The organism is Bradyrhizobium sp. USDA 4451 (genome assembly GCF_054822585.1).
The window spans coordinates 4968287-4991017 of record NZ_JBTRCH010000001.1; the positions used below are offsets into that span (position 1 = coordinate 4968287).

Below are 22731 nucleotides of genomic sequence, written 5' to 3' on the forward strand. Positions count from 1 at the left end.
ATGCAGCCCATCCTCGAGATCCGCAAAGGAACCAAGCTGTTCGGAAAGATCCCGGCTTTCCAGGACGTCGATTTCGCCGTTTCGCCCGGAGAGGTCCACGCAATTCTGGGCGAGAACGGTGCCGGCAAATCGACCCTGACCAAGATCCTCGCCGGGGTCTACAAGCTCAGCTCCGGAGAGATGTTTCTCAATGGCGCGCCGGTGAGTCTTTCGACCGCCCGCAGAAGGCCTGAAGAACGGCGTCGTCATGGTCTATCAGGAAACCAATCTGGTGCCGTCGATGACGGTGGCCCAGAACATCTATCTGGGCGAGGAAAAGACCTTCAATCGGCTGCGCGGCCTCTACATCCAGGCCCGCCAGTTCCTGGCCGGCATGGGATTCCAGGTCGATCCGACCGCGCAGGTGTCGCAGCTCGGAGCTGCGCAAAAGCAGATGGTCGAAATTGCGCGCGCCGTTCATCACAACGCGAAGGTGATCATCTTCGATGAGCCGACGGCGACGCTGACGCCGGAAGAAAAGCGGCATTTCTTCAATCTGATCCGCCGTCTCGTGGCCGACAAGGTCGCGATCATCTTCATTTCGCACGCACTCGAAGAGGCGCTGCAACTGGCCGACCGCATCACCATTCTTCGCGATGGGCGGCTTGTTGCGTCGGATGTGAAAGCAGCGTTCACGCGCGATACCATCATTCAGGCGATGGTCGGACGCAACCTGACGGAAACGCTGCATGGTGACCGCGGCCGTCCGCCCCGGCCGTACGGAGAGCGGGTGCTCAGCGTCGAGAACCTGTCCTTGGGCACGATGGTCCGCAACACGTCGTTCTCGATCTTCGCCGGGCAGGTGACCGGCGTGTTCGGACTGGTTGGCGCCGGCCGGACCGAAATGATGAAAGTGGTCGCGGGCGTGCTGAAACGCGACTTCTTCCATGGCGGCGAGATCAAGTACTGCGGAAAATCGGTTAGCTATCGGGTGCCGCGCAAGGCGGTGCGCGACGGCATCGTCTACGTCACGGAAGATCGCAAGTTCGACGGTTTCTTCGAGACGATGACGGTGGCCGAGAACCTCCATTTGGGCGAGCTCTCGCGCCTCTCGAACCCATTGTCCGTCATCTCCATGACGCAGGCGAAGGAGCTGGCGCGGCAATGGGCCCGCCGGCTTCAGCTGCGGTCGAACAACGACAAGGCCAGGGTGATCGAGCTCTCCGGCGGCAACCAGCAGAAGGTCGTCATCGCGAGATCGCTGATCCAGAAGCCGAAGCTCATCATCTTCGATGAGCCGACGCGCGGCGTCGATGTCGGCGCCATTGTCGAGATCCACCAGTTCATCAATGGCCTTGCCGATGAAGGCCTCGCCGTGGTCGTGATCTCATCCTACCTGCCCGAGGTGCTGGCACTCTCGGACCGCATCCTGGTCGCAAAGCGCGGCAAGATCGTCGAAGAGATCAAGGCTACCGAAGCGACCGAGCAGCAGATCATGTACGCCGCCGTCCACTAGCGAATGGACTCCCAGCACGATCGTGCCGCAGGGCACGCGGACCGCCGTCCGGTCCAACCAGAGATGTGAATGATCAGCGAGGTTACCGTGAAGAGAGTGGGAATCATCGGAGTCGGTCTGATGGGCCATGGCATCGCGAAGAACGTTCTCGCGCGGGGCGGCTTTCCTCTGGCCTTTCTCGATCATCCAGGCAACCAGCCCGTCGACGATCTCATCGGCCTTGGCGCCACCGCCTGCAACAGTCCAGGCGGATTGGCTGACCTGTCCGACCTCATCATCCTCTGCGTGACGGGCTCACCCCAGGTCGAAGCGGTTCTCACCGGCGAGACCGGCGTTCTGTCGCGGCTGCGCAAGGGGACCATCATCGTCGATTGCTCGACCGCGCTGCCGGAATCGACGTTGCGGATGGCTGCTGCCGTCCGGGCGGCGGGCGGACGCTTCCTCGATGCGCCAATGACGCGCACGGCAGTGCATGCGGAGAAAGGGACGCTGAACCTGCTGGTCGGCGGCGATGAAGAAGACCTTGAAAATGTCCGCGCGGTTCTTGCATCCTTCACCGAGAGTGTTGAGCGGGTAGGCCCGGTGAGCTTCGGCCATCGGCTCAAGCTGCTGCACAACTATGTCTCGATCGGATTCATGGCGCTGCTCGGCGAGGCCGCCGCGCAGGCTGCTGACGCCGGCGTGGACCCGGCGGTCTTCGTCGATGTGCTCGCCAAGGGCGGCGGCGCCGGCGCCGCGCTGCAGCGCTTGACGCCCGCCATCGTAAACGACGACGTCGCTGCGGTGCCGTTCTTCATCGGCAATGCGCTGAAGGATATCGACTACTACCGGACGATGGCCGGTACATCGGGCGCCTCCAGGACGATCGCCGACGGCGTTGCCGGCGCGCTCGCGGCAGTCGTCGAGCGCGGCCGCGGCCAAGCCTACATTCCCGAGCTCGTGCGCTTGCTGCGGAAGCAGCAGCCGGCTGCATAGAGGCGGTTCGCGGAGGGCGATCGCCGCCACGAGAATATGAATCAAACGAAGGCGAGGCGTTCGCCGGCCGCCTCAGGTGAGACAGGAGCAGACTGATGACAAAGACCGAAATCCGATTCCCCATCGATGGACAAACCCGAAAGATGTTCATCGATGGCGCATGGGTGGACGCCCGTTCAGGGGAGGTGTTCGAGACGCGCAATCCCGCGACCGGGGAAGTGATCGGTCGCGTTCCGCGTGGCGATGCGGCCGATATCGGTCTTGCCGTCACCGCGGCCCGTCGCGCCTTCGACGGCCCGTGGAGCCGCTTCAAGCCGTTCGAGAGGCAGGCGCTGCTGTTGCGGATCGCCGAACTGTTCGAGAAGCACTGGGAAGAGATCAGCCAGTCCGACACCGCCGACATGGGAATGCCGATCGTCAGGACACGGGCGAACAAGCTCCGCGTGCTCGGTATGCTCAGATACTACGCGGGCATGGCGACCGCGCTCCACGGCCAGACGGTCGATAATTCGCTTCCGGGCGACATCGTCTCGTTCACGCGGAAAGAGCCGGTCGGCGTGGTCGGAGCCATCATCCCGTGGAACGCGCCGACGGCGGCGTCGGTCTGGAAGATCGGACCGGCGCTTGCGACCGGCTGCACGATCGTGCTCAAGCCCTCCGAGGAGGCGCCGCTGACGCCGTTGCTGATCGCGGATTTGATGAACGAGGCAGGCGTGCCTCCCGGTGTCGTCAACGTTGTGACCGGGACCGGACCGGAAGCGGGCGCGCCGCTCGCCGAACATTCCGGTGTCGACAAGATCGTCTTCACCGGTTCCACCGCAACCGGCCAAGCCATCATTCGCGCCTCGGCCGGCAATCTCAAGCGGGTGTCGCTGGAGCTTGGCGGAAAATCACCGGTCATCGTCTGCGCCGACGCGGACCTCGACAAGGCTGTCCCGATTGCCGCGATGGCTGCGTTCGCCAATTCAGGCCAGATCTGCATTGCAGGTTCGCGCTTGTTTGTCGAGCGAGCGATCCACGACGAACTGGTCGAGCGGCTCGGCAGGTTTGCCGCGGCCCTGAAAATCGGCGACGGCGCCGATCCCTCGACCGAGATCGGACCTCTGGTTTCCGAGCGGCAGCTCGACAAGGTCGAAGGCTTCCTGAAAAGCGGACGCGACGAGGGCGCGCGGGTGGTGACCGGCGGCCGAAGAGTGAGGGAGGGGAATCTCTCGAAGGGTAACTTCGTCGAGCCGACCGTGTTCGCCGGTGTCTCCGACAACATGCAGATTGCCCGCGACGAAATCTTTGGCCCGGTCATTTCGGCGCTGCCGTTCGACACGCTCGACGAGGCGGTGACGCGAGCCAACGCGACGCCATACGGGCTCGCTGCCGGTGTCTTCACGCGCGACGTGAGCAAGGCCCACGTCATCTCGCGCAGCCTGCGCGCTGGATCGGTCTGGGTGAACACCTATCACGCCATCGATCCCGCGATGCCGTTCGGCGGCTACAAAATGAGTGGATACGGCCGCGAGGGCGGCACCGAACAGCTCGATGAATACCTCAACACGAAGGGGGTCTGGATCAAGCTGGATTGATCCGACATTCGTCCGCGACGTCATCATCACCAGGCACAATTTATCGAGCGAGTATCATGAAGGACACCTACAAGATCGCCGTCGTACATGGGGACGGTATTGGACCTGAAGTCGCTCGTGCGGCAGTCGCGGTGCTGCAAGCCGGGGTCCAGACCGGCACACTCCGGTTTGTGGAGTATCCGGCGGGCGCCACCCACTTCCTTGAAACGGGGGATTCGTTTCCGGCAACCTCGTTTGAGGGCTGTCGTGTCGCCGACGCCATTCTCCATGGCGCCGCCGGCATTCCCGGCGTGGTTCATCGTGACGGCACCGAAGCCGGACTGGACTTCACGCTGACGCTGCGCTTCAAGCTCGACCTGTTCGCCAATGTGCGGCCGATCAAGCTCTACAAGGGCGTGCCGTCGCCGCTAGGGCGGCCGGGTTCGATCGATTACGTCATCGTGAGGGAGAACAGTGAGGGCCTCTACGCCGCGCGGGGCGCCGGCGCGCTGTTGCGCGACGAAGTGGCGGTCGATACGCTCGTCCAAACCAGGAAGGGGATCGAGCGCATCGTCCGGTTCGCGTTCGAACTTGCCAGATCGAGGAACGGGTCGCCAAAGGACGGACGGCGCCGGGTGACCTGCTGCGACAAGGCCAACGTGTTGCGCACCTATGCGTTCTTCCGTGCCGTGTTCGACGAGGTGGCCGGGGATTATCCCGATATCGAAGCCGAGCACGTCCTGGTCGACGCGATGACGGTTCACCTCGTCAACAAGCCATCCCATTTCGACGTCATCGTCACCGAGAACATGTTCGGCGACATCATTTCCGATCTCGGCGCCGCGACCGTCGGCGGCATGGGCATGTCGCCATCCGAGGAGGTTGGTGACGGGATCGGTTTCTTCCAGGCCTCGCATGGCTCTGCCCCCGATATCGCCGGAAAAGGACTTGCCAATCCCTATGGAACGATCCTCGCATCGATCCTGATGCTGCGGCGTCTGGATCAGCGCTACCGGGACAATCGGCTGCGGCTTGGTGCCGACAGGATCGAAGCTGCTGTCCGCGCCGGGCTGGAGGACGCCGCGCTGAGGACCCGTGACATCGGCGGACATGCGACGACCGGTCAGGTCGTCGACGCGCTTCTGAAATTGCTCTGAGCGCGAGGGCGTCAGCGCAGCTGGGCGAGACTCGAACGGATCAATGAAATCAGTTGCTCGGTGTTCGGACGCCGCACCGGGCCGCGCGTGGTGATCAGACCGATTTGGCGGAGCTTGACGTGGTCGGAGATCGGCACCACGCGAAACTGCTGCGCGCCGGCCTGCACCAAAGCGACCCGCGGTACGATTGCGATACCGAGGCCCGAGGCGGCCAGAGCCAACGCCGTGGTAGCCGCCTGGACTTCGAATTGCACGTCGAGGCGGACCGCGAGCGTCTCCAGCGTCTCGTCGATCAGTCCCCGGACGGCAGTCGTCTTCGAGAGCAGGATGACCGGCTTCTCGACGAGATCAGCGAAGCCGATGCTCGATTGCCCCTCGTCGAACGCCGGCGGGACACACGCGAAAAGCGGATCCTCAAGGATCGGCTCGAACTCATAATCCCCCATGTCCGCAACTTGCGGGCCGATGCCGAACTCGACATCCTGGCGTTTCAGCAGTTCAAGCATCGGCGCCGTGGATATCTCCATCAGCTGCACCTGGCTTCGCGGATAGCGGACCTTGAAAGTTGCCAGGATATTGGGAAGCCATCCGGACGCAAGCGTTGGAACGCAGGCCATCCGGATGTGGCGGCTGCGGGACTGCGCTGATTCCGTCAGCAAATCGAGCCCGGACTGCACTTCCTGTAGCGCTCGCTTCGCCTGCTCGAACAAGATCCGACCCTCAGGCGTGAGCAGCACTTTCTGCGGCGTTCTACGAAAAAGCAGGACGCCGATCTGCTCCTCCAAATCGCGGACCTGCATGCTTACGGCTGATGGGGATCGGTTCGATTCTTCGGCTGCTTTCCGGAAGCTTTCGTGCTCTGCAGCGAGCAAGAAGGTATGCAGAAGCTTGAGATTGATGTTCGACAAGTCTTGGATACCTCGGTCGATGCCTACTTGTTCTGGAACGCAGAGCGACCCCAGCACCGATCGATATATATCTGGCGAAAGAGGCTGCCGTCTTGGAGAAAACAGGACACAGTTGCGGTGCAGCATACTCGGCGATTAGCCAACTTGCGCATGCGTGGTGCCTGTGGAAGAGATGACGCCGACGCTTCGCCGAGCCTTCCGAGGTCGCCTACACGATGCCGTTCCTCGCCAGCGACGGCGCAAGCTATGTAACGGGATCCATTCTTCTCGTCGACCGCGGATACACCTGCCGGTGATGGTGCGGTCAAGCGTGCAGCTTGCACCTTCATGGCGCAGATCGTGAAAATGCAGATCCTCGATCTTCAACTCGGTCTCGCTCATCAGACTTTCCGACCAGACCCAGGTGGTTGAGCGCGAAGCGGGCCAGGCGAACGGCAGCGCGCGGCTTGGGGGGCGCTGGCGATCAAGGCTGCGCTCCATGTCGAGCGCCCAGTCTTCGCCGTCCTTGCGGCGGCGAATGATCTCTGCTGCCACGTAGCGGTTCCTGCGGCGGACCTGGACGCGCCAGTTCCCGGACGGCAGCTGAATGAAGCTGGCCGCGGCCGTGTGTACTCCCTATTTCGTGTGCGCGACGTGTGCACTGACAGGTCAAAACGGGTACATCCGCGTGCAATTTCGGCTAATTTGGAGTGCACATGGCCACGGTTCATTCTGTTGAAGTCTAAGGTAAATAATTGAAATCGCAAGACTATCGCTTTTCCGTAGCCCCGATGATGGACTGGACTGACCGGCATTGCCGCGTCTTCCATCGCCTGATGTCGCGCAGGGCGCGGCTTTATACGGAGATGCTGACGACTGGCGCCATCATCCATGGCGACCGGGCGCGGCTGCTCGGCTTCGATGCCCGCGAGCATCCGGTGGCGCTGCAACTCGGCGGTTCCGATCCGGCCGATCTCGCCACCGCAGCCCGGATCGGCGAGGAGTTCGGCTACGACGAGATCAACCTCAATGTCGGCTGTCCGTCCGATCGGGTGAAGGACGGCCGCTTCGGCGCCTGCCTGATGGCGGAGCCGACGCTGGTGGCCGCAGGCGTCGCGGCGATGAAGCGCGCGGTGCAAATTCCGGTCACCGTGAAGTGCCGGATCGGTATCGACGACCAGGATCCGGAGGTCGCGCTCGATACCCTGGCACGCGGCGTCATTGCCGCCGGTGCCGATGTGCTGGTCGTGCACGCCCGCAAGGCCTGGCTGAACGGATTGTCGCCGAAGGAGAACCGCGACATCCCGCCGCTCGACTACGATCGGGTCTATCGCCTCAAGGCGGCGCTGCCCGATGTGCCCATCATCATCAATGGCGGCATCACGAGCCTTGCCGAAGCGAAGCAGCATCTCGCGCATGTCGATGGCGTGATGCTGGGGCGGGCGGCCTATCAGGAGCCGTGGCGGCTGCTGACCGTCGATTCCGAACTGTTCGGCGAAGCGCCGCCGCACGCGACGATGAAGGATGTGTTCGCGGCGATGCTGCCCTATATCGCGCGGCAACTGGCTGCGGGCACGCGGCTGCATTCGATCACGCGCCATTTCGTCGGCGCCTTCCACGGCGTCCCCGGCGCGCGCGCGTTCCGCAGGCATCTCGCGGAGAACGGCGTTCGGCCGGGCGCCGGGATTGATGTGCTGCGCGATGCGATCGCGCTGGTTGACGATCGCGCACGCGCAGCGGTGGCGGCCTGACGGTTCAACCTGACGTCATCGCGCGAGCGCCTTTCCCGTTCCGATCAATCGGAACGGGGCTCTGGACTCTTGTATTGACGCGTTTTCTTCACGCGAACCGCTATCCACTTCGCTCGAAAACGCGCTAGCGCTAGTCGACCACCGTGCGCGGGCGCCGGTGGCGGCTCGGGGTGTTGATGCTGCCGGTGACGTCGGGATAGCCGGTCAGGCTCAGCGTGTCGGAGCGGACGCCCCAGCTCTCGAGCCGGTCGAGGAAGCTCATGCCGAGCAGATTGGTCTTCATCTGCCCGCGCTGCACCACCAGCGCCGGGACCGATTTCTCGACCAGCTTGCCGACCGCGAGACGATCGAGCGTCAGCCGCGCCGCCTTGGTGTGACCGCCGGCGGTCTCGAGGTCGACATTGTAGTCGAGCATGTCGGTCGGCAGCCCGATCGCCTTGGCGGTTTCCCAGGTCAGCACCACCGAGGTCGCGCCGGTGTCGATCACCATCGGCGCACTGACGCCGTTGATCTTGGCGCGGAAGGCGAACTCGCCGCCCTGGCTGCGGGCGATCTGCACCGCGGGGGCGGAGGTGGACGTGGACGCCGAGGCGGTGATGCTGCGGCCGAAGATCTGGGTCAGGTTCTCCCTGGCGCGCGCGATCTGGTCGGGATCGCCATAGGCGACGACGGCGCCGGCGGTTGCCATCAGAAGCAGGATCACGAGGAGGATGCGGGTCACCATGCACCTCCGGCCGCGGCGGTGCTCAGGCGCGCGTCGGACGCGGCTCCATGCGCTGGAGCCCGGCCTCGGTCATCCGTGCCGGCAGCGCCGCCATCACCGACCGCCGCTCCGTGCTGTCCATCTTGTGCCAGCGCGCGATCTCCGGAAGCGTGCGGCCGCAGCCGAAGCAGAGCTTCGTCCTGGGGTCCATCATGCAGACTGCGATACACGGTGTCTCTGAGCTCATTCTTCAACTGTTGAACCGTTTCGGCCGCCAGTGCAAGCCGGCCGAAGCGGGATGGGCCATCACGCCCCGGCTTTTTGTCGCGAGCATGGTCGTCGCGCGAACGCCTTGCATTTGTTGGCAGCCAAGACCGCGTCACGTGTTTCCGCGACATGCTCTACAATCCAGTGCCGGCACTCATGATCGACTTGCGGCGTACGCTTTTCCGGTCGGCGGCCATCGTGGGCTCGGCGGGCTCCGGCTGCATCGGCGGCGATTCTTCCGCCATCGGTGCCAGCGCGCTCATCACCCGCTCCGGCGGCAAGGTCACGATCACCTCGGTGCCGATGCGCAGCTTCGATTTCAGCGTGAAGGTGCCGCCATGCATGTCGATCAGGCTCTTCGCGATCGGCAGGCCAAGGCCCGCACCCTGTTCCGCCGACTTGATCGAGTTGGAGCCCTGGCCGAACGAGGCCAGCACCACCGGGATCTCGTCCTCGGCGATGCCGCTGCCGGTGTCCTTGACGCTCAGATACTGCCCGCCCGACGCGGTCCAGCCGACCTTGAGCCAGATCTCGCCGCCCTGCGGGGTGAACTTGATCGAGTTGGAGAGCAGATTGAGCACGACCTGGCGGATGGCGCGCTCGTCGCCCCAAATCCGGGGCATGCCGTGCTCGAACACCTCGTGGATGGTGATGCCGCGGCTCGAGGCGCGCAGCTTCAAGAGATGATGGCAGTCGGCGACGACATGCACCAGCGCCACGGCCTCCTCGTTCAGCTCGTAGCGGCCGGCCTCGATGCGCGACAGGTCGAGGATCTCGTTGATGAGGTTGAGCAGGTGCACGCCGGAATTATGGATGTCGGCGGAGTATTCCTTGTAGACCGGCACCGCATGCGCGCCGAAGATCTCGCTCTTCATCACCTCGGAGAAGCCGAGGATGGCGTTGAGCGGCGTGCGCAGTTCGTGGCTCATCTGGGCCAGGAAGCGCGACTTGGCGACGTTGGCGGATTCGGCGCGGTGCCGCGCCTCGTCTGAGATCGCCTTGGCCTGTTCCAGTTCGCCGATCAGCGCGTCCTTTTCGGCGCGGGCTTCCAGCGTCGCCAGCGTGGTCGAGTGTAGGCGGTGCGCCAGCAGGGCGAAATAGCCCTCGGCGGCAAGCGCCAGCAGCGCCAGCACGTAATTGTCGAACGCGCCGTTGAGCACGAGGTCGAGCGCGATCCCGACCGTCACCGGAACGGTCGCCGCGAGCGCTGCGATCGGCAGGCTCGCCGCCAGCATGCTGGAGACCGCGATCACCAGCAGCATCAGGAACATCATCAGCGTGTTGGAGGCGAGATCGCGCCCGGCGGGGTGGATCAGGATCGCGGTCCAGCACAGGCCGTAGAGCAGGTCGAGCAGCACGAAGCGCGTGCGCCATTTGCGGGTCACCGCGACCGAGGTCGGCTCGGCGAGGAAGCGGGCGCAGCTGCGGATGATCGCGACGTGGACGCAGAGGATGCCGACGGTCCAGGCGCCGGCCACGATCGGCTTCATCCAGAGGCCGAACAGCACGCCGGTGGCCACCACCAGCAGCATCACGACGTAGGAGGCCGAGATCCGGGTCTGGGCGTATTGGCGGAGCAGTTCGGCGTCGAACGCCGGGCGGGTTCCACTGGTTGACGTTAACCGATCCCGCGCCTCGCGCACCCGCTGCGCGGCGACGCGCCGGCTGTTCACCGGCACCGTCACCTGAGGTCCTGCCGGAAGCGCGACAACTTCAGGCTTTTCTGCGGGATTACTCATAAACAACACAAATCCTGCCAGCGAACCGCGCGGGCCTTTTGCATTGTCTATCTGTGACGCGAAATCATTAAGCGATGACTTAAAGAGCTAAAGAAACTCGTTAACCGGAGGTTAAATTAACTTTTGCGCGGGCGGTGCGCCGTTGCGCAAATGCGCGCACTTGCAAGCGCCGCCGCGCTTGCGAACATCGGGAGATGCCGCCGCAGGGCAGGTGACCCGCCTGCGAGGGTCGCCATGACCGGATGCAAGGAGGCGTTAACGCTGCAGACGCGCCAGCAGGCTCGACGTATCTCGAGATTGACAGTGCACTAAACCGCCCGACTAGAAGTTGAGTGCAGTCCAGCAGTGTCAGCGCAATTCAAAGTATGCTCCCGATACGCCGGGCACGCGTCCAAGCGCAGCCACCCGGTGGCCTTGCGGACGAACGAAATCTCCGCGCTGAACCGGCGGTCAACGTGGTGGCCTGGAGAACGATGACGGTTCTAACGCTCGTCCCGCATATATGGACTTCGCTGGGAGACGAGTCGCAAGTCTTGATCCGCGGCAATCGTCTTTGGCCCGTACATGTGCGGCACGCTCACCGGATTGCTCCACAAGGTCCAGGCAATAGCGCCACTGGCAAGTATTCCACCGCAGATCGCCAAAAGGTCCTGCCTCATTGCGCGCCTCCATATACGGTCGGTAATCTCGAAGCATAAATCAGGCCACGCCCGACGCGCACGGCAGGTCGAGGGAATATGATGGATCCCTGATTTCGGAACCGCACAGTCTGCTCAAATCCGCAGCCGGTAGCCTAGCAAATCAGCTTGCTGGGATTGCCCGGGACCGAGATCCGACGCGGGAATATTGTATTGTTGTCCACAGTGGGTATCGCGCAACACCGCGCGGGTTGGAATCGCCGTAAGGTACGTGCGGGCTTTTCCCACTTGAACCCGTTAGCGGTTCAATGCCTTTGTGGCGGCGACGCTGCCCGAGCATTTGCCAGACAATTGTAACGCATTGCGACTTCATTTCCAGAACAATGGCGCGGCTGGCGTGGACCTATTTCGAGCTGAGAAGATCGCCACGGTCCCGGACCGGTCACATCATGACTGCCGCTTTTGTGGAGCTACACTTACCCTTGTCAGAACAATCATGGAATCTGAAAGCGGAATTGTCGTTCATATGTTTGAATGCGGGCGGTGTGGGGACCGTACTTGGACCGACTAAAGGTTAGCAGCAAGCACAAGACCGAGGTCAATCGCTCACCACAACTGGGACAGCACCGATCCTCATAAACGCACCAGCGTCCTGCCTGGTGTTGAAGTTGCGCAAGCATATGGCGTTCACCGCTGCGCACAGAGAGCTTCCCCAAACTGCTAGACAGTGCACCGATCGGTCTAAGCGGAACTCGCCAAACCGGCCCGAGCCAACGGTCAACGCACAACGTGACGGCGGCCACATCGCGCAAAAGTTCCCTGCATAACTTCCTCGCACACCATTACCACTCGCTTGCCTGCAGGCGTGGCAACTGCTGGATTTGTATGCTGCGAACTCGTTGCCAAGAAGTCACGCCGCCGAACCGAATGGACAGCTGACGTCATTATCGTGGCGGCGCTTGCGCCCGCAGCTTATTGATGAGGGATAGATGGGGCGGCATTTTTTCTGAGCCCCACGCAATCTATTTCTAATGCGTTCATTGATCAGAGCTCGAGTTGGCAAGAAACCCATTTCAGATGTCATGGAGCATGTTGCGAAATGAATTTTGACCATCAGTCTATCACCAATCATTCAGGCCATCCGCAGTCAGCTATGTCCGCTGCCGCTCAAGCGGATGGAAACCAAAGCAACAAGACGCGCTTTGGATTCAAGGCGACTGACCTCATCGTCTATCCTGCGCACGGTGTCGGTCAAATCGTTGCGATCGAAGAGCAGACTGTAGCCGGCGCCTGCCTCGAGTTCTTCGTCGTCTATTTCGAGAAGAGCAAGATGACACTACGCGTTCCAACGAGCAGGGCGGCCAAAACCGGAATGCGCCGGTTGTCCGACCCCAGCACCATCCAGCACGCACGACGAATCCTGGGTCAACCACCTCATAAAGCGCGGGGCAACTGGTCCCGGATTGCTCAAGAGTACGAAAGCAAGATCAATTCGGGTGATATCGTCGCAATTGCCGAAGTGATGCGCGATCTCCACAGGCGCGCTGCCAGCCCTGACCAGAGCTACGCCGAACGGCAGCTCTACACGACGGCCGTTGATCGCTTGTCCGAAGAAGTAGCTCTTGTTAGCGGCATCACCGAACAAGAAGCGGCGAAAGAACTTGAAAACGTGATAGCCGCCGAAGTCAGGCGCAGCGCCTAGCTGAGGCTTCTCGAACCAGTCGCTATTCGCCTGAAACGAGCCCCAGCGAGAGCGCAAGCCGGGGCCTTTAACCTCAGCAAACGGCCTCAGCGTCCGGCAGGGAGCTGAGGCCGAGGAGCGCCCGTGGGGTAAGGGAAAGATTCTGGACACTCCCAAGGTCACCTAAGACTGCCGCTCGCGTGATGGGCATTTGCATATGCAAATGAGCGCTCTGATTTCTCCCAGGGGCGGCCCGCGCCAAAGGAAAAGGGGCCGCCTTACGAGACGGCCCCTTAACCGGAAACATTTTGAAACATCGATCTTAATGAAATAACCGGCAGCGAAATCCTACTTTCATTCGCAATCGCAGCAATTCCGCAGAAATAGCTAGCCCGATAGAAGTAGGTCCGGAGTTGAACGCAGACCCAAGGGTGACCGTCGGAGAATTTCGTGGACTGATCCAGTTCCACTTCGGAAGCATGTTCAGCTGATCAACAGAGCGCCGACGCCTACGATGAGCGCTGCGAACGATATCGCCGCCAGCGCTATGAAGCTGTACTCGGCGCCATCCCTGTGATGATCGTATCCGTCGTACATCGCCGCGCGTTGCGCTCCGGCTGGAGTGCCCGCATTCACAACGAAGCAGTCGGAAGCGAAGAACGGCCCCAGCACGTTGGGGGCCTAAATTGGCCGATGCTGGGGCCGGTCGCCTATCCGGGGCTAGCAAGGATTAGGCATCGACACGCTGATGGCCTTCGCGGGTTCCGACACTAACATGGGTTAAGTCTGGTGCGTTTCCCCCCGCAATTGCGCGGACATGATTGCAAAAATTGCGTCGTGCTATGACCGAACCGGGTCGGCTATCTCACTCAGCACGGGGACGCCCGGCCCAAGCTCGCTGCCGGTCATCTCGAAAGAGACGAGCGTCGATTGGCGTTCGGCTGGGCAGCGACCAGCAAGGACACCTGGCAGCTGTGCTCAGCTCCCAGAGGGCCCTTCCCTGGCCGCGTCAGGCCTCCGGCGGGACAGGCGAAGGGCACTGGGCGGGCGCGAGCTGTCCCTGGAGGAGCGGGATTCTTAATCAACCGAGAGTTTTGGGCTTGCCGCCGCACACCTTCTCGAACATCCGGCATTGGCAGGAGCGAGCCGGACGGATAGGTTTGGTCTTATTTTAGCGAAACACTTTCAGTTCGTCTCACGGGAGGAGTGCGGTGAGGCTGATTTGGATCTCCGTCGGACTCTTGATTGGATTTGGTTGTTCCTCTATTTCCGCTGCCGCGAAGCCGGTCGTTGAACTTCTAGCAGCCTGCGATCAAGTTGCGGCTCATCCATTTGATAGTACGCGACCACCGGGAGTCGCTGGCGTCAGTTCTGAAAAGATCGTCGCACAGGTCGCAATCGATGCATGCGAGCGCGCAGCGAAGGTGGCTCCAAACGAGCCCAGGATTGCCCTCCAGCTCGGTCGGGCATATCAGGCCGCAAAGAACTTTGATGCGGCCCGGCGGCAATACGCCAAGGCGTTCGCGGGTGGCAGCGTTCAAGGTGCGGCCAACCTGGCGTCGCTTTATCTGATTGGCGAGGGCGGCATCCCGAAGGATGACGCCGAAGCGCTCCGGCTCTCGAAATTCGCTGCAGATCACGGGAATGCGCAAGGTCAAAACGACCTTGGAGTTCTTTATCTAGGGGGACGCGGCGGGCTGCCCCAAAATGATAGTGAAGCCGCCCGTCTTTTCGGGCTTTCCGCAGATCAGGGCTTCGCGCCGGCGCAATACAATCTCGGCAGATTATATCAAACGGGACGTGGCGGCTTAGCCAAGGATGAGTACGCGGCCGCCCGTCTATACAGAACGGCAGCAGAGCGTGATAACGCCTTCGCGCAAGTCTATCTCGGGATCTTTCATCTCGAGGGACGCGGCGGGGTCACCAAAGATGAACGCGAAGCGGGCCGCCTGTACAAATTGTCGGCCGACCAAGGCAATGCTCTCGGAGAGGCCTACCTCGGGCTTGCCTACGCGCGAGGTCACGCAGGGGTATCGAAAGACGAGCGCGAAGCCGTACGACTTTTCAAGCTTTCGGCCGACCAAGGTAACGCCGTTGGCCAGGTGAACCTCGGATTTGCCTTTGAGCGTGGAGCGGGCGGGCTGGCGAGAGACGATCGTGAAGCTGTGCGTCTCTACAAACTGTCAGCTGAACAAGGCAACGATCAGGCGCAAACCAACTTGGGCGCGGCGTATTTGCGCGGCTCCGGTGGGTTAAGTAGGGACGAGGCCGAAGCAGTACGGCTTTATAAGCTCGCAGCAGAACACAGGAATGCGCAGGCGCAGGCGAATCTAGGACTTGCCTATTTGGGTGGAGTCGGAGGACTGCCGAAAGATGTCGTCGAGGCTGTCCGGTTCTTCAAAATGGCTGCAGAGGGTGGCAACGCTCAAGGTCAGGCAAATCTGGCAGCTGCATACGAGCGCGGCGATGGCGGGCTAGTAAGGGATGAGCGCGAAGCCGTCCGCCTGTACAGGCTAGCCGCAGACCACGGAAATCGTTTTGCCCAGGCGGCATTGGCCCGTCTCGGCGTGCTTCGGCCCGCGGCACCTCAGATAGCGACCGAACTATCCGCGGCCGACGTGCGCGTGAGGATGGTTTCAGGCAATGGGACCTTTTACGTGCCCGCTCTCATAAACGATACCTTGAAGTTAAACTTCGTTGTTGACAGTGGAGCCTCTGACGTTTCGATCCCGGCCAATGTTGCTCAAACCTTGATGAGGACCGGCACGATCAACGAAAGCGACTTTACTGGATCGGCGAACCATCGCCTTGCTGATGGTTCGATTGTCTCGTCGAGGACATTCATCATCAGATCTTTGAAGGTTGGAGATCGAACGGTGACCAATGTTCCCGCAAGCATCGCACGCGCCAATGCCCCTTTGCTGCTTGGACAGTCCTTTTTGAATCGGTTCAGATCTTGGTCGCAGGACAACGTAAACCACGAACTTGTCCTTCAATAAGGTCTCACACTCAGGGGTGATCTCATCGGCACGTACGACCACTATGGCGAGTTGCCGCCGACGCGTTCCTTGCCGCACCTTCTATGGGGCAATTCTACATCAGAACATCGAGGGGACCGGTGCGGATGGCCCGTATGACGGACGCATAGGGCGCCAGCGTGAGCGAACGGTGCCGGGACCAAATCCAGTGAGCGCGCCGCCGTCGACGCCGCCAAAGCAAAGCGCGGTGACGGTGCACCAAACCGCCGACTAGCAGCTGCAATTTCGGAATAATGGAAGTGTGCCCCTGATTTGCCCGACATGTCAAGCTGCCAAATCGAATGCCGGCTGCCGGTCAGCTCCTTTGCATGGGGTTGTTTTCGAAGTTTTGGTAGCGCGCACCTCAAGGGGGAATTCTCCATGGCAGACGCCGCCGCAGGGCAGGTGACCCGCGGGCGCGGGTCACCGTGGCCGGATGCGAGGCGTTAACGCTGCAGACGGGCCAGCAAGCTCGACGTATCCCAGCGCTTGCCGCCCATCTTCTCGACCTCAGCGTAGAACTGGTCGACCAGCGCGGTGGCGGGCAGGGTGGCGCCGTTGCGGCGGGCTTCGGCCAGCGCGATCGAGAGGTCCTTGCGCATCCATTCGACGGCGAAGCCGAAATCGTACTTGCCCTCGTTCATGGTCTTGTAGCGGTTCTCCATCTGCCAGGATTGCGCCGCGCCCTTGGAGATGGTCTCGATCACCGCGGTGACGGATTACGGTGACAGTGCATTCAATTGACGGACCACGCCCCGACGTGCATCGTACGGCATGGCTCGCCTTGCCCGTGTCGTGATCCCCGGTTGCCCGCACCATGTCACGCAGCGTGGCAATGGCCGCGCGCGGACCTTCTTTGGCGACGGCGACTATGCGCTCTACCGCGACCTGCTCGCCGCCCATTGCGCCGCGGCCGGGGTTGAAGTGTGGGCTTGGTGCCTAATGCCGAACCACGTTCACCTCATCCTGGTGCCGTCCGATCCCGACGGGCTGCGCCGCGCGCTGGCGCGCGTGCATCGCATCTACGCCGGAACGATCCAGGCGCGGCGCAAACGCACCGGTCATTTCTGGCAAGGCCGGTTCGGCGCCGTCGCGATGGACGAGCCGCATCTTGCCGCGGCGCTGCGCTACGTGTCGCTCAATCCGGTGCGGGCGCGTCTGGTGCCGCGTGCCCAGGACTGGCGCTGGTCCGGCACGCGCGCGCATTTGCGCGGCAAGGACGACGGGGTCACGGCGCTGGCCCCGGTGCGCGATCGCTTTCCGGATTTCGCCGATCTCCTGGGATGCGAACCGGAGGCGGACCTGTTTGAGAGCCTGCGTGCCGCGGAGAGCATCGGGCGGCCGCTCGGTGACGAGCGTTTCCTTGCCCGCATCGAGCGCAAGACGGGCCGCATTCTCAAACCAGGCAAACGGGGGCCTAAGGCGTCTGTGGAGCAGCACGATTGAGCGATTAAGTGCACCGTCACCGTAATTGCAGTAGGTGCGGACTTGAAAAGCAGGCCCAAGGGAGACCGTCGAAGAATATCGGCAGCTGATCCAGCATCTACGCAGATGCTACAATTGAGGCCGCCTCATTTGGCTGCCCTTTTATCGTCGACATCACCCCCACAGAAACGACCCCAGCGAGGGGCGCCTGAAGGGTGGCGAGCGTCACCAGACGATGAGAGCAGATCACGCTGACGACAACCAGCCGCCAGCCCGGCGAAGTTGTACACCCCACCATTCATGTGATCGAACTCGAACATGCTGCTCAGTCCGAGGCAGGATGATGGTTCCCGCATTTCCTTATGCACGGCAGCAAGGCCGACTTGTTGCTCTATGTGATTGCGGGATTTTCCAATCGGTGCAGACTGCTCACATGTCACCAGCTGAAATGATGAAACGTGCCGAAGCCTATGAAGCAATGGCTGGATGGGCTGACCAGTTGAACCGGACCCGCTTCCATGAGGTGGCCGATAACTGGAGGAAGGTTGCTTGCCAGGTCGAGGCTCTTGAACGATCTTCCGTCTACCGGATGATCCGCCGAGCCTCGCATCCACACCCCGAGCCGGTTCTTCGAGCGGAGCGCGCGGCGAAGCAAGGCGTTGGCGCTTGAAGCTACTAACAGAGTATATTGAGCACGCTTTGCAATTTGAGCGCCTCGCCGCCGCGGAGAGTGATCCCAGGCTGAAAGCGCAGTTCATTCAGCAGGCAAAGGACTATCGGAAGTTGGCCGCCGATCGGGCCAAGCGCTACGGGCTCCCCCCACCGAGCCCTTCGTCTGAGGCTGAGTAAGCCTTGTTGCATCCTTTCCGGCGTTACAGAACCGTCTCGATCAGACCCAAGGTCTTCGCCTCCTGCGCCTCCAAATACCAGTTTGACGGCGCCTTCTGCATGACCTCATCGATCGTTACGTTCGAGCCCAGTATTAGATTTTGAAAGCCCTCGTTCTGTATGGCGATCGAGCATTCGATTTCGTTGAGCGTCGCTCTCACAACCGCAATGCATGTTGTTAAAGGGCCATCGATCACCAAGCTCTTCGAAAGCTTGCGTTCATGGATCATCAGTCGCGTGCCGCGCGCGAGGTACCTGTTCGGCCGCGCAAAGAAGCTCATGAACGTAACGCCCGCCGAATAGATCACAGCCTTACCGAGGAACACGAAGCGACGTTGCGGCTCCGTCTCGCTCGCGAACCGCACGTCCTCCCCCATCATTCGGGCGACCTCGGGGTCGCCGCCCAAGGTCGACAGTTCGATCACGACAAGATCTTTATCGGCCGCGTTGTCGAACTGCGTTCGAAAGGCGGTGTACATGTTGTAGTCGACAATGCCCGAGAGGCTAATGGCCGGCGACTTGAAGGCTGTGGCCGGTAGCGTTGCGAGTTGCATCTAACAATCCCTTGGCGGCTTTCGTCCTGGACTACACGCAGATGCCGTAACTGGTTCCCGATCGGCCCACGGACCGGGCGGACGCGGCTCCAAGAATCTGCAATTACTGCTGGCATTTCATCATTGGAGAGGTTCATGCCAGCAGGATCGTGGTCCGCTGAAGAAGAGAACGGAGCTATTGCAATTGATCCGGGAGACCGGGATGACACGGCGCGAGATCGCCCAGAAGCTCGGCCTTACCGAGGCGGCGGTCAGCGCTCGGCTGACTATCATCCGAAGGCGGAGTAACGCGACCTATGACGCTGATGGGTTCGGCTAGTCGTGCCGATTGTTCAGTTTCTCCTCCACTTCTAGCGAAGCCGCGAGGGCTGCTTCGCTCGCAGCCAGGACACGATAACTGTGCTCCATCCGCTCGAGAAAATAGCGAGTGAACGTGTCGTCGGCCGTCTCTTTGGCCCGCCGGTAGTGTTCCGCCCTCACCAGGTAATCGCCCGCGCTCATGACCGGAAAATCCATCAGCGTCCGGAGCGTTCCAGAGCGCCGGGAGGGACGCCGCCCTAGCGGACCGCCCGCTAACCGTCTCTGTCCTATGCGCGATCGGTCGATGCCAGCTCAGGTCGCCTAAAGAAAACGACCCCAGCATCCGGATCATGCTGGGGCCGCTGCAAAAATAATCCGTGTGAATCTGCTCCAGATTTTCTCAATACACGTGGAGGAGGGAATTTTGTTCCTTTCGCGGAACCATACTACCTACCTCGGCAGTATCGTCGTCTTTTGCCCCTGCGGCTGAGGTTGGACCTTCTTGACCGCCTTCTTCACAGACGCCGCAGACTTGCCGGTCTTCCGCGCCTCGTAGCCTCATAGGACCTCATAGTCCTGCGACTACGGTGGCAGTGCATTAACCGCCGACTACCAGCTACAATTTCGGAATAATGGAAGTGTGCCCCTGATTTGCCCGACATGTCAAGCTGCCGAATCGAATGCCGGCTGCCGGCCCGCTCCTTTGCATGGGGTTGTTTTCGAAGTTTTGGTAGCGCGCACCTTCAAGGGGGAATTCTCCATGGCAGACGCCGCCGCAGGGCAGGTGACCCGCGGGCGCGGGTCACCGTGGCCGGATGCGAGGCGTTAACGCTGCAACCGCGCCAGCAGGCTCGACGTATCCCAGCGCTTGCCGCCCATCTTCTCGACCTCGGCGTAGAACTGGTCGACCAGCGCGGTGGCGGGCAGGGTGGCGCCGTTGCGGCGGGCTTCGGCCAGCGCGATCGAGAGGTCCTTGCGCATCCACTCGACGGCGAAGCCGAAATCGTATTTGCCCTCGTTCATGGTCTTGTAGCGGTTCTCCATCTGCCAGGATTGCGCCGCGCCCTTGGAGATGGTCTCGATCACCGCGGTGACGTCGAGGCCGCTCTTCTTGGCGAAGTGGATGCCCTCGGAGAGGCCCTGCACCAGGCCGGCGATGCAGATCTGGTTGACCATTTTTGTCAGTTGGCCCGCGCCTGCCGGTCCGAGCAATTTGCACATCCGCGCGTAGGCGCCGGTAATGATCGGCTCGGCGCCGGCATAGGCGTCCTCGCTGCCGCCGCACATCACCGTCAGCACGCCGTTCTCGGCGCCGGCCTGGCCGCCGGACACCGGCGCGTCGACGAACTTGAAGCCGGCCTTGGCGGCGGCGGCATCGAGCTCGCGGGCGACCTCGGCGGAGGCGGTGGTGTGATCGACGAAGGTCGCGCCCTTCTTCATCCCGGCAAACGCGCCGTCGGGGCCGATCGTGACCGCGCGCAGGTCGTTGTCATTGCCGACGCAGCACATCACGAAGTCCTGACCTTCGGCGGCAGCCTTCGGTGTCGGCGCCGTCTTGCCTCCGAACTTGTCGGCCCATTCTTTCGCCTTAGCCGCGGTCCGGTTGTACACGGTGACCTCATGGCCGCCCTTTTTCACGAGGTGCCCCGCCATCGGGAAGCCCATTACGCCGAGACCGAGAAAAGCGACTTTAGCCATATCTGCTACCTTGTGACTGTTACCTGGTGATTTGCCGTGGTGATCGCCCCTTGGCCTGCCGGCGATGTCGCGGCGGGCAGGGCATTCCGTCCAGGGAAGGAGCCGCACCATACCTCCTGTGCAGCGGAGGGCAACGGCCTTGGCGGGATGGCAGGACCCGGTTTTGTGCTAGGATCGGCCGACCAAAGAACCTCACAAAAAAGGGAGTGTCTCGCATGGGCATGAGCGTCGGTGTGCTCGATCATTTCAATATCCGGACCCGAAATCTCGCCGCCACAGTGCGGTTCTATGAGGACATTCTGGGCCTGGAAAAGGGTGCGCGGCCGAACTTCGCGTTCCCCGGCGCGTGGATGTACAGCGAAGGCAAGGCGGTGGTGCATCTGGTCGATATTTCGTCGACCGACGAGGCACAAAAGCCGGATTCCGGCGTCGTCCATCATGTCGCCTTTGCCAGCCGGGGCTTCGACGGCATGCGGCAGCGGCTGCAGGCCAAGGGCATGGAGTTCGACTCGCGCCAGGTTCCCGGCGGCGATCTGTGGCAGATCTTCGTCAATGACCCCAACGGGGTGATGATCGAATTGAACTACGAGGCCGCCAAGGAAGGCGGCGCGGCAGCACCGGTCGAGCGGCACGACGACGTCGGAGCGAGGTAGCCTTTTGCGCTGCAACGCTCTATGGGTGCTCCCTTGAATTTTCTGGGAGATGCGCGGTGAGCGTGACGCAGCAACAGGTTCTCGATTGCCTTGCCAAGGTGATGTCGCCGCGCGGCGTCCCCTTGACCAACGCCAATGCGCTGTCGGCGATCACGGTCACCGACGGCAAGGTGTTCTTCTCGATCAATGTCGACGCCGCGGAAGCCCGCGCCTGGGAAAGCGTGCGGGCGCAGGCCGAGAACGCCGTGCGCGCCATTCCCGGCGTCAGCGCCGCGATGATCGCGCTGACCGCGGAGCGCAAGGCGGGCGCTGCGGCGTCTCCGCCGCGGCAGGGGCCGGCGGCGTCCCGCCCGCATCCGCGCACCGGCATCCGCACCCGCCCGGTGCGCAATCGCCGATGGCGCGCCAGGCCGAGATCCCCGGCATCGCCGCCGTCATCGCGGTTGCCTCGGGCAAGGGCGGGGTCGGGAAGTCGACCACCGCGCTCAACCTCGCGCTCGGCCTGCGCGACCTCGGCCTGCGGGTCGGGCTGCTTGATGCCGACATCTACGGCCCGTCGGTGCCGCGGCTGACCGGCATCCGCGAGAAGCCGCAGCTCAATGACGACAAGAAGATGATCCCGCTACAGCGCTTCGGCCTGTCGATCATGTCGATCGGCTTTTTGGTCGAGGAGGACACCGCGATGATCTGGCGCGGGCCGATGGTGATGTCGGCGATCACCCAGATGCTGCGCGACGTCGCCTGGGGCACGCTCGACGTGCTGGTCGTCGACATGCCGCCCGGCACCGGCGACGCCCAGCTAACCCTGGCGCAGAACGTCCCGCTCAAGGGCGCCGTCATCATCTCGACGCCGCAGGACCTCTCCCTGATCGACGCCCGGCGGGGGCTGGCGATGTTCAAGAAGGTCAACGTGCCGGTGCTCGGCATCGTCGAGAACATGAGCTATTTCCAGTGCCCGCATTGCGGCACCCGCTCGGACATCTTCGGCCATGGCGGCGCCCGCCACGAGGCCGAGAAGCTCGGGGTGCCGTTCCTCGGCGAGATCCCGCTGCACATCGCGATCCGCACCGCCTCCGATGCCGGCACCCCGGTGGTCGAGAGCGAGCCGAACGGCCCGCACGCGGCGATTTACCGCGCGATCGGCGGCAAGGTCCGCGAGCAGCTGCAAGGCGTGATTGCCGCCGCCTGAGCCCAGGGTGCTGTCCCGGCGAGCCGACCGGCCCGGGATGCCGGCGTCCGGCAGGCCTTTCTTCACAGGGCTGTCGCCCCTGGTGCCTCTGGACGATTGCTGAATCGGTTTCGCCCTGTATGTTTGTGCGACAGAGGCCGAATCGTACCACCCTTGGA

At 62.3% G+C, this 22731-nt stretch carries 17 protein-coding genes and 3 pseudogenes; 11 read left to right on the forward strand and 9 right to left on the reverse strand.

All coding sequences use genetic code 11. From position 1 onward, the window contains the following. The 4 genes and pseudogenes from ACVMB0_RS22715 to ACVMB0_RS22730 all read left to right on the forward strand — a co-directional run bounded on the left by ACVMB0_RS22715 (nt 1) and on the right by ACVMB0_RS22730 (nt 5183). Nucleotides 1-1495, forward strand: a pseudogene (locus ACVMB0_RS22715) (sugar ABC transporter ATP-binding protein). A 69-nt stretch (nt 1496-1564) separates the two neighbouring features. Beyond that, a complete protein-coding gene (locus ACVMB0_RS22720; RefSeq protein ID WP_456755473.1) occupies nt 1565-2470 on the forward strand; it encodes an NAD(P)-dependent oxidoreductase in 906 nt (301 codons plus the stop codon). A 95-nt stretch (nt 2471-2565) separates the two neighbouring features. Further along, nucleotides 2566-4047, forward strand: coding sequence for an aldehyde dehydrogenase family protein (locus ACVMB0_RS22725; protein WP_461347745.1), 1482 nt, complete (start codon nt 2566-2568; stop codon nt 4045-4047). A 56-nt stretch (nt 4048-4103) separates the two neighbouring features. After that, nucleotides 4104-5183 (forward strand): isocitrate/isopropylmalate dehydrogenase family protein, encoded by a 1080-nt coding sequence (locus tag ACVMB0_RS22730; RefSeq protein ID WP_461347746.1) that lies wholly within the window; start codon nt 4104-4106, stop codon nt 5181-5183. A gap of 11 nt (nt 5184-5194) precedes the next feature. On the opposite strand, the gene ACVMB0_RS22735 is transcribed toward ACVMB0_RS22730, so the two are convergent. Together ACVMB0_RS22735 and ACVMB0_RS22740 are read right to left on the reverse strand one after the other, a co-directional pair. Then, nucleotides 5195-6091 (reverse strand): LysR family transcriptional regulator, encoded by an 897-nt coding sequence (locus ACVMB0_RS22735; protein WP_456798246.1) that lies wholly within the window; start codon nt 6089-6091, stop codon nt 5195-5197. A gap of 135 nt (nt 6092-6226) precedes the next feature. Further along, nucleotides 6227-6625: a hypothetical protein gene (locus ACVMB0_RS22740; RefSeq protein ID WP_461347747.1), complete on the reverse strand. Its 399-nt coding sequence runs from the start codon at nt 6623-6625 to the stop codon at nt 6227-6229. A gap of 200 nt (nt 6626-6825) precedes the next feature. Here ACVMB0_RS22740 and dusA point away from each other — a divergent pair, with 200 nt between their 5' ends. Beyond that, the gene (gene dusA, locus ACVMB0_RS22745) at nt 6826-7821 is read left to right on the forward strand and encodes a tRNA dihydrouridine(20/20a) synthase DusA (RefSeq protein ID WP_461347748.1); all 996 of its coding nucleotides are present in this window, start codon (nt 6826-6828) and stop codon (nt 7819-7821) included. A gap of 130 nt (nt 7822-7951) precedes the next feature. On the opposite strand, the gene ACVMB0_RS22750 is transcribed toward dusA, so the two are convergent. The 3 genes from ACVMB0_RS22750 to ACVMB0_RS22760 all read right to left on the reverse strand — a co-directional run bounded on the left by ACVMB0_RS22750 (nt 7952) and on the right by ACVMB0_RS22760 (nt 10530). Then, entirely contained in the window at nt 7952-8542 is a 591-nt protein-coding gene (locus ACVMB0_RS22750; protein ID WP_456755467.1) for a TIGR02281 family clan AA aspartic protease, read from the reverse strand. A 25-nt stretch (nt 8543-8567) separates the two neighbouring features. Continuing rightward, nucleotides 8568-8771, reverse strand: coding sequence for a DUF1289 domain-containing protein (locus ACVMB0_RS22755; RefSeq protein ID WP_456755466.1), 204 nt, complete (start codon nt 8769-8771; stop codon nt 8568-8570). A 154-nt stretch (nt 8772-8925) separates the two neighbouring features. Beyond that, nucleotides 8926-10530 carry a sensor histidine kinase gene (locus ACVMB0_RS22760; protein WP_456755465.1) on the reverse strand — a complete coding sequence of 535 codons (1605 nt, stop codon included), beginning with the start codon at nt 10528-10530 and terminating at the stop codon, nt 8926-8928. 1737 nt (nt 10531-12267) lie between these two features. Between ACVMB0_RS22760 and ACVMB0_RS22765 the strand changes: the two genes are divergently transcribed. Next, on the forward strand, nt 12268-12870 hold the full coding sequence (locus ACVMB0_RS22765; protein ID WP_461347749.1) for a CarD family transcriptional regulator: 603 nt from the start codon (nt 12268-12270) through the stop codon (nt 12868-12870). A 1190-nt stretch (nt 12871-14060) separates the two neighbouring features. After that, the gene (locus ACVMB0_RS22770; protein ID WP_461347750.1) at nt 14061-15848 is read left to right on the forward strand and encodes a retroviral-like aspartic protease family protein; all 1788 of its coding nucleotides are present in this window, start codon (nt 14061-14063) and stop codon (nt 15846-15848) included. Nucleotides 15849-16312: 464 nt separating this feature from the next. Here ACVMB0_RS22770 and ACVMB0_RS22775 read toward each other — a convergent pair. Next, nucleotides 16313-16582, reverse strand: a pseudogene (locus tag ACVMB0_RS22775) (NAD-binding protein); the annotation flags it as partial. 58 nt (nt 16583-16640) lie between these two features. Between ACVMB0_RS22775 and ACVMB0_RS22780 the strand changes: the two are divergent. Continuing rightward, nucleotides 16641-17312 carry a transposase gene (locus tag ACVMB0_RS22780; protein ID WP_461347751.1) on the forward strand — a complete coding sequence of 224 codons (672 nt, stop codon included), beginning with the start codon at nt 16641-16643 and terminating at the stop codon, nt 17310-17312. Nucleotides 17313-17631: 319 nt separating this feature from the next. Beyond that, complete coding sequence (locus ACVMB0_RS22785) at nt 17632-17961, forward strand: hypothetical protein (RefSeq protein ID WP_461347752.1); 330 nt, start codon at nt 17632-17634, stop codon at nt 17959-17961. 202 nt (nt 17962-18163) lie between these two features. On the opposite strand, the gene ACVMB0_RS22790 is transcribed toward ACVMB0_RS22785, so the two are convergent. The 3 genes from ACVMB0_RS22790 to ACVMB0_RS22800 all read right to left on the reverse strand — a co-directional run bounded on the left by ACVMB0_RS22790 (nt 18164) and on the right by ACVMB0_RS22800 (nt 20731). Then, nucleotides 18164-18733 carry a peptidase S14 gene (locus tag ACVMB0_RS22790; RefSeq protein WP_137479178.1) on the reverse strand — a complete coding sequence of 190 codons (570 nt, stop codon included), beginning with the start codon at nt 18731-18733 and terminating at the stop codon, nt 18164-18166. 315 nt (nt 18734-19048) lie between these two features. Continuing rightward, nucleotides 19049-19249, reverse strand: a complete 201-nt coding sequence (locus ACVMB0_RS22795) for a hypothetical protein (protein ID WP_456755461.1) — start codon at nt 19247-19249, stop codon at nt 19049-19051. A 609-nt stretch (nt 19250-19858) separates the two neighbouring features. Then, nucleotides 19859-20731: an NAD(P)-dependent oxidoreductase gene (locus ACVMB0_RS22800; protein ID WP_461347753.1), complete on the reverse strand. Its 873-nt coding sequence runs from the start codon at nt 20729-20731 to the stop codon at nt 19859-19861. A 215-nt stretch (nt 20732-20946) separates the two neighbouring features. On the opposite strand from ACVMB0_RS22800, the gene ACVMB0_RS22805 reads away from it, so the two are divergent. Both ACVMB0_RS22805 and ACVMB0_RS22810 read left to right on the forward strand, forming a co-directional pair. Beyond that, the gene (locus ACVMB0_RS22805; RefSeq protein ID WP_456755459.1) at nt 20947-21384 is read left to right on the forward strand and encodes a VOC family protein; all 438 of its coding nucleotides are present in this window, start codon (nt 20947-20949) and stop codon (nt 21382-21384) included. A 56-nt stretch (nt 21385-21440) separates the two neighbouring features. After that, nucleotides 21441-22573 (forward strand): annotated as a pseudogene (locus ACVMB0_RS22810) (Mrp/NBP35 family ATP-binding protein). The last annotated feature ends 158 nt before the right edge of the window (nt 22574-22731 follow it).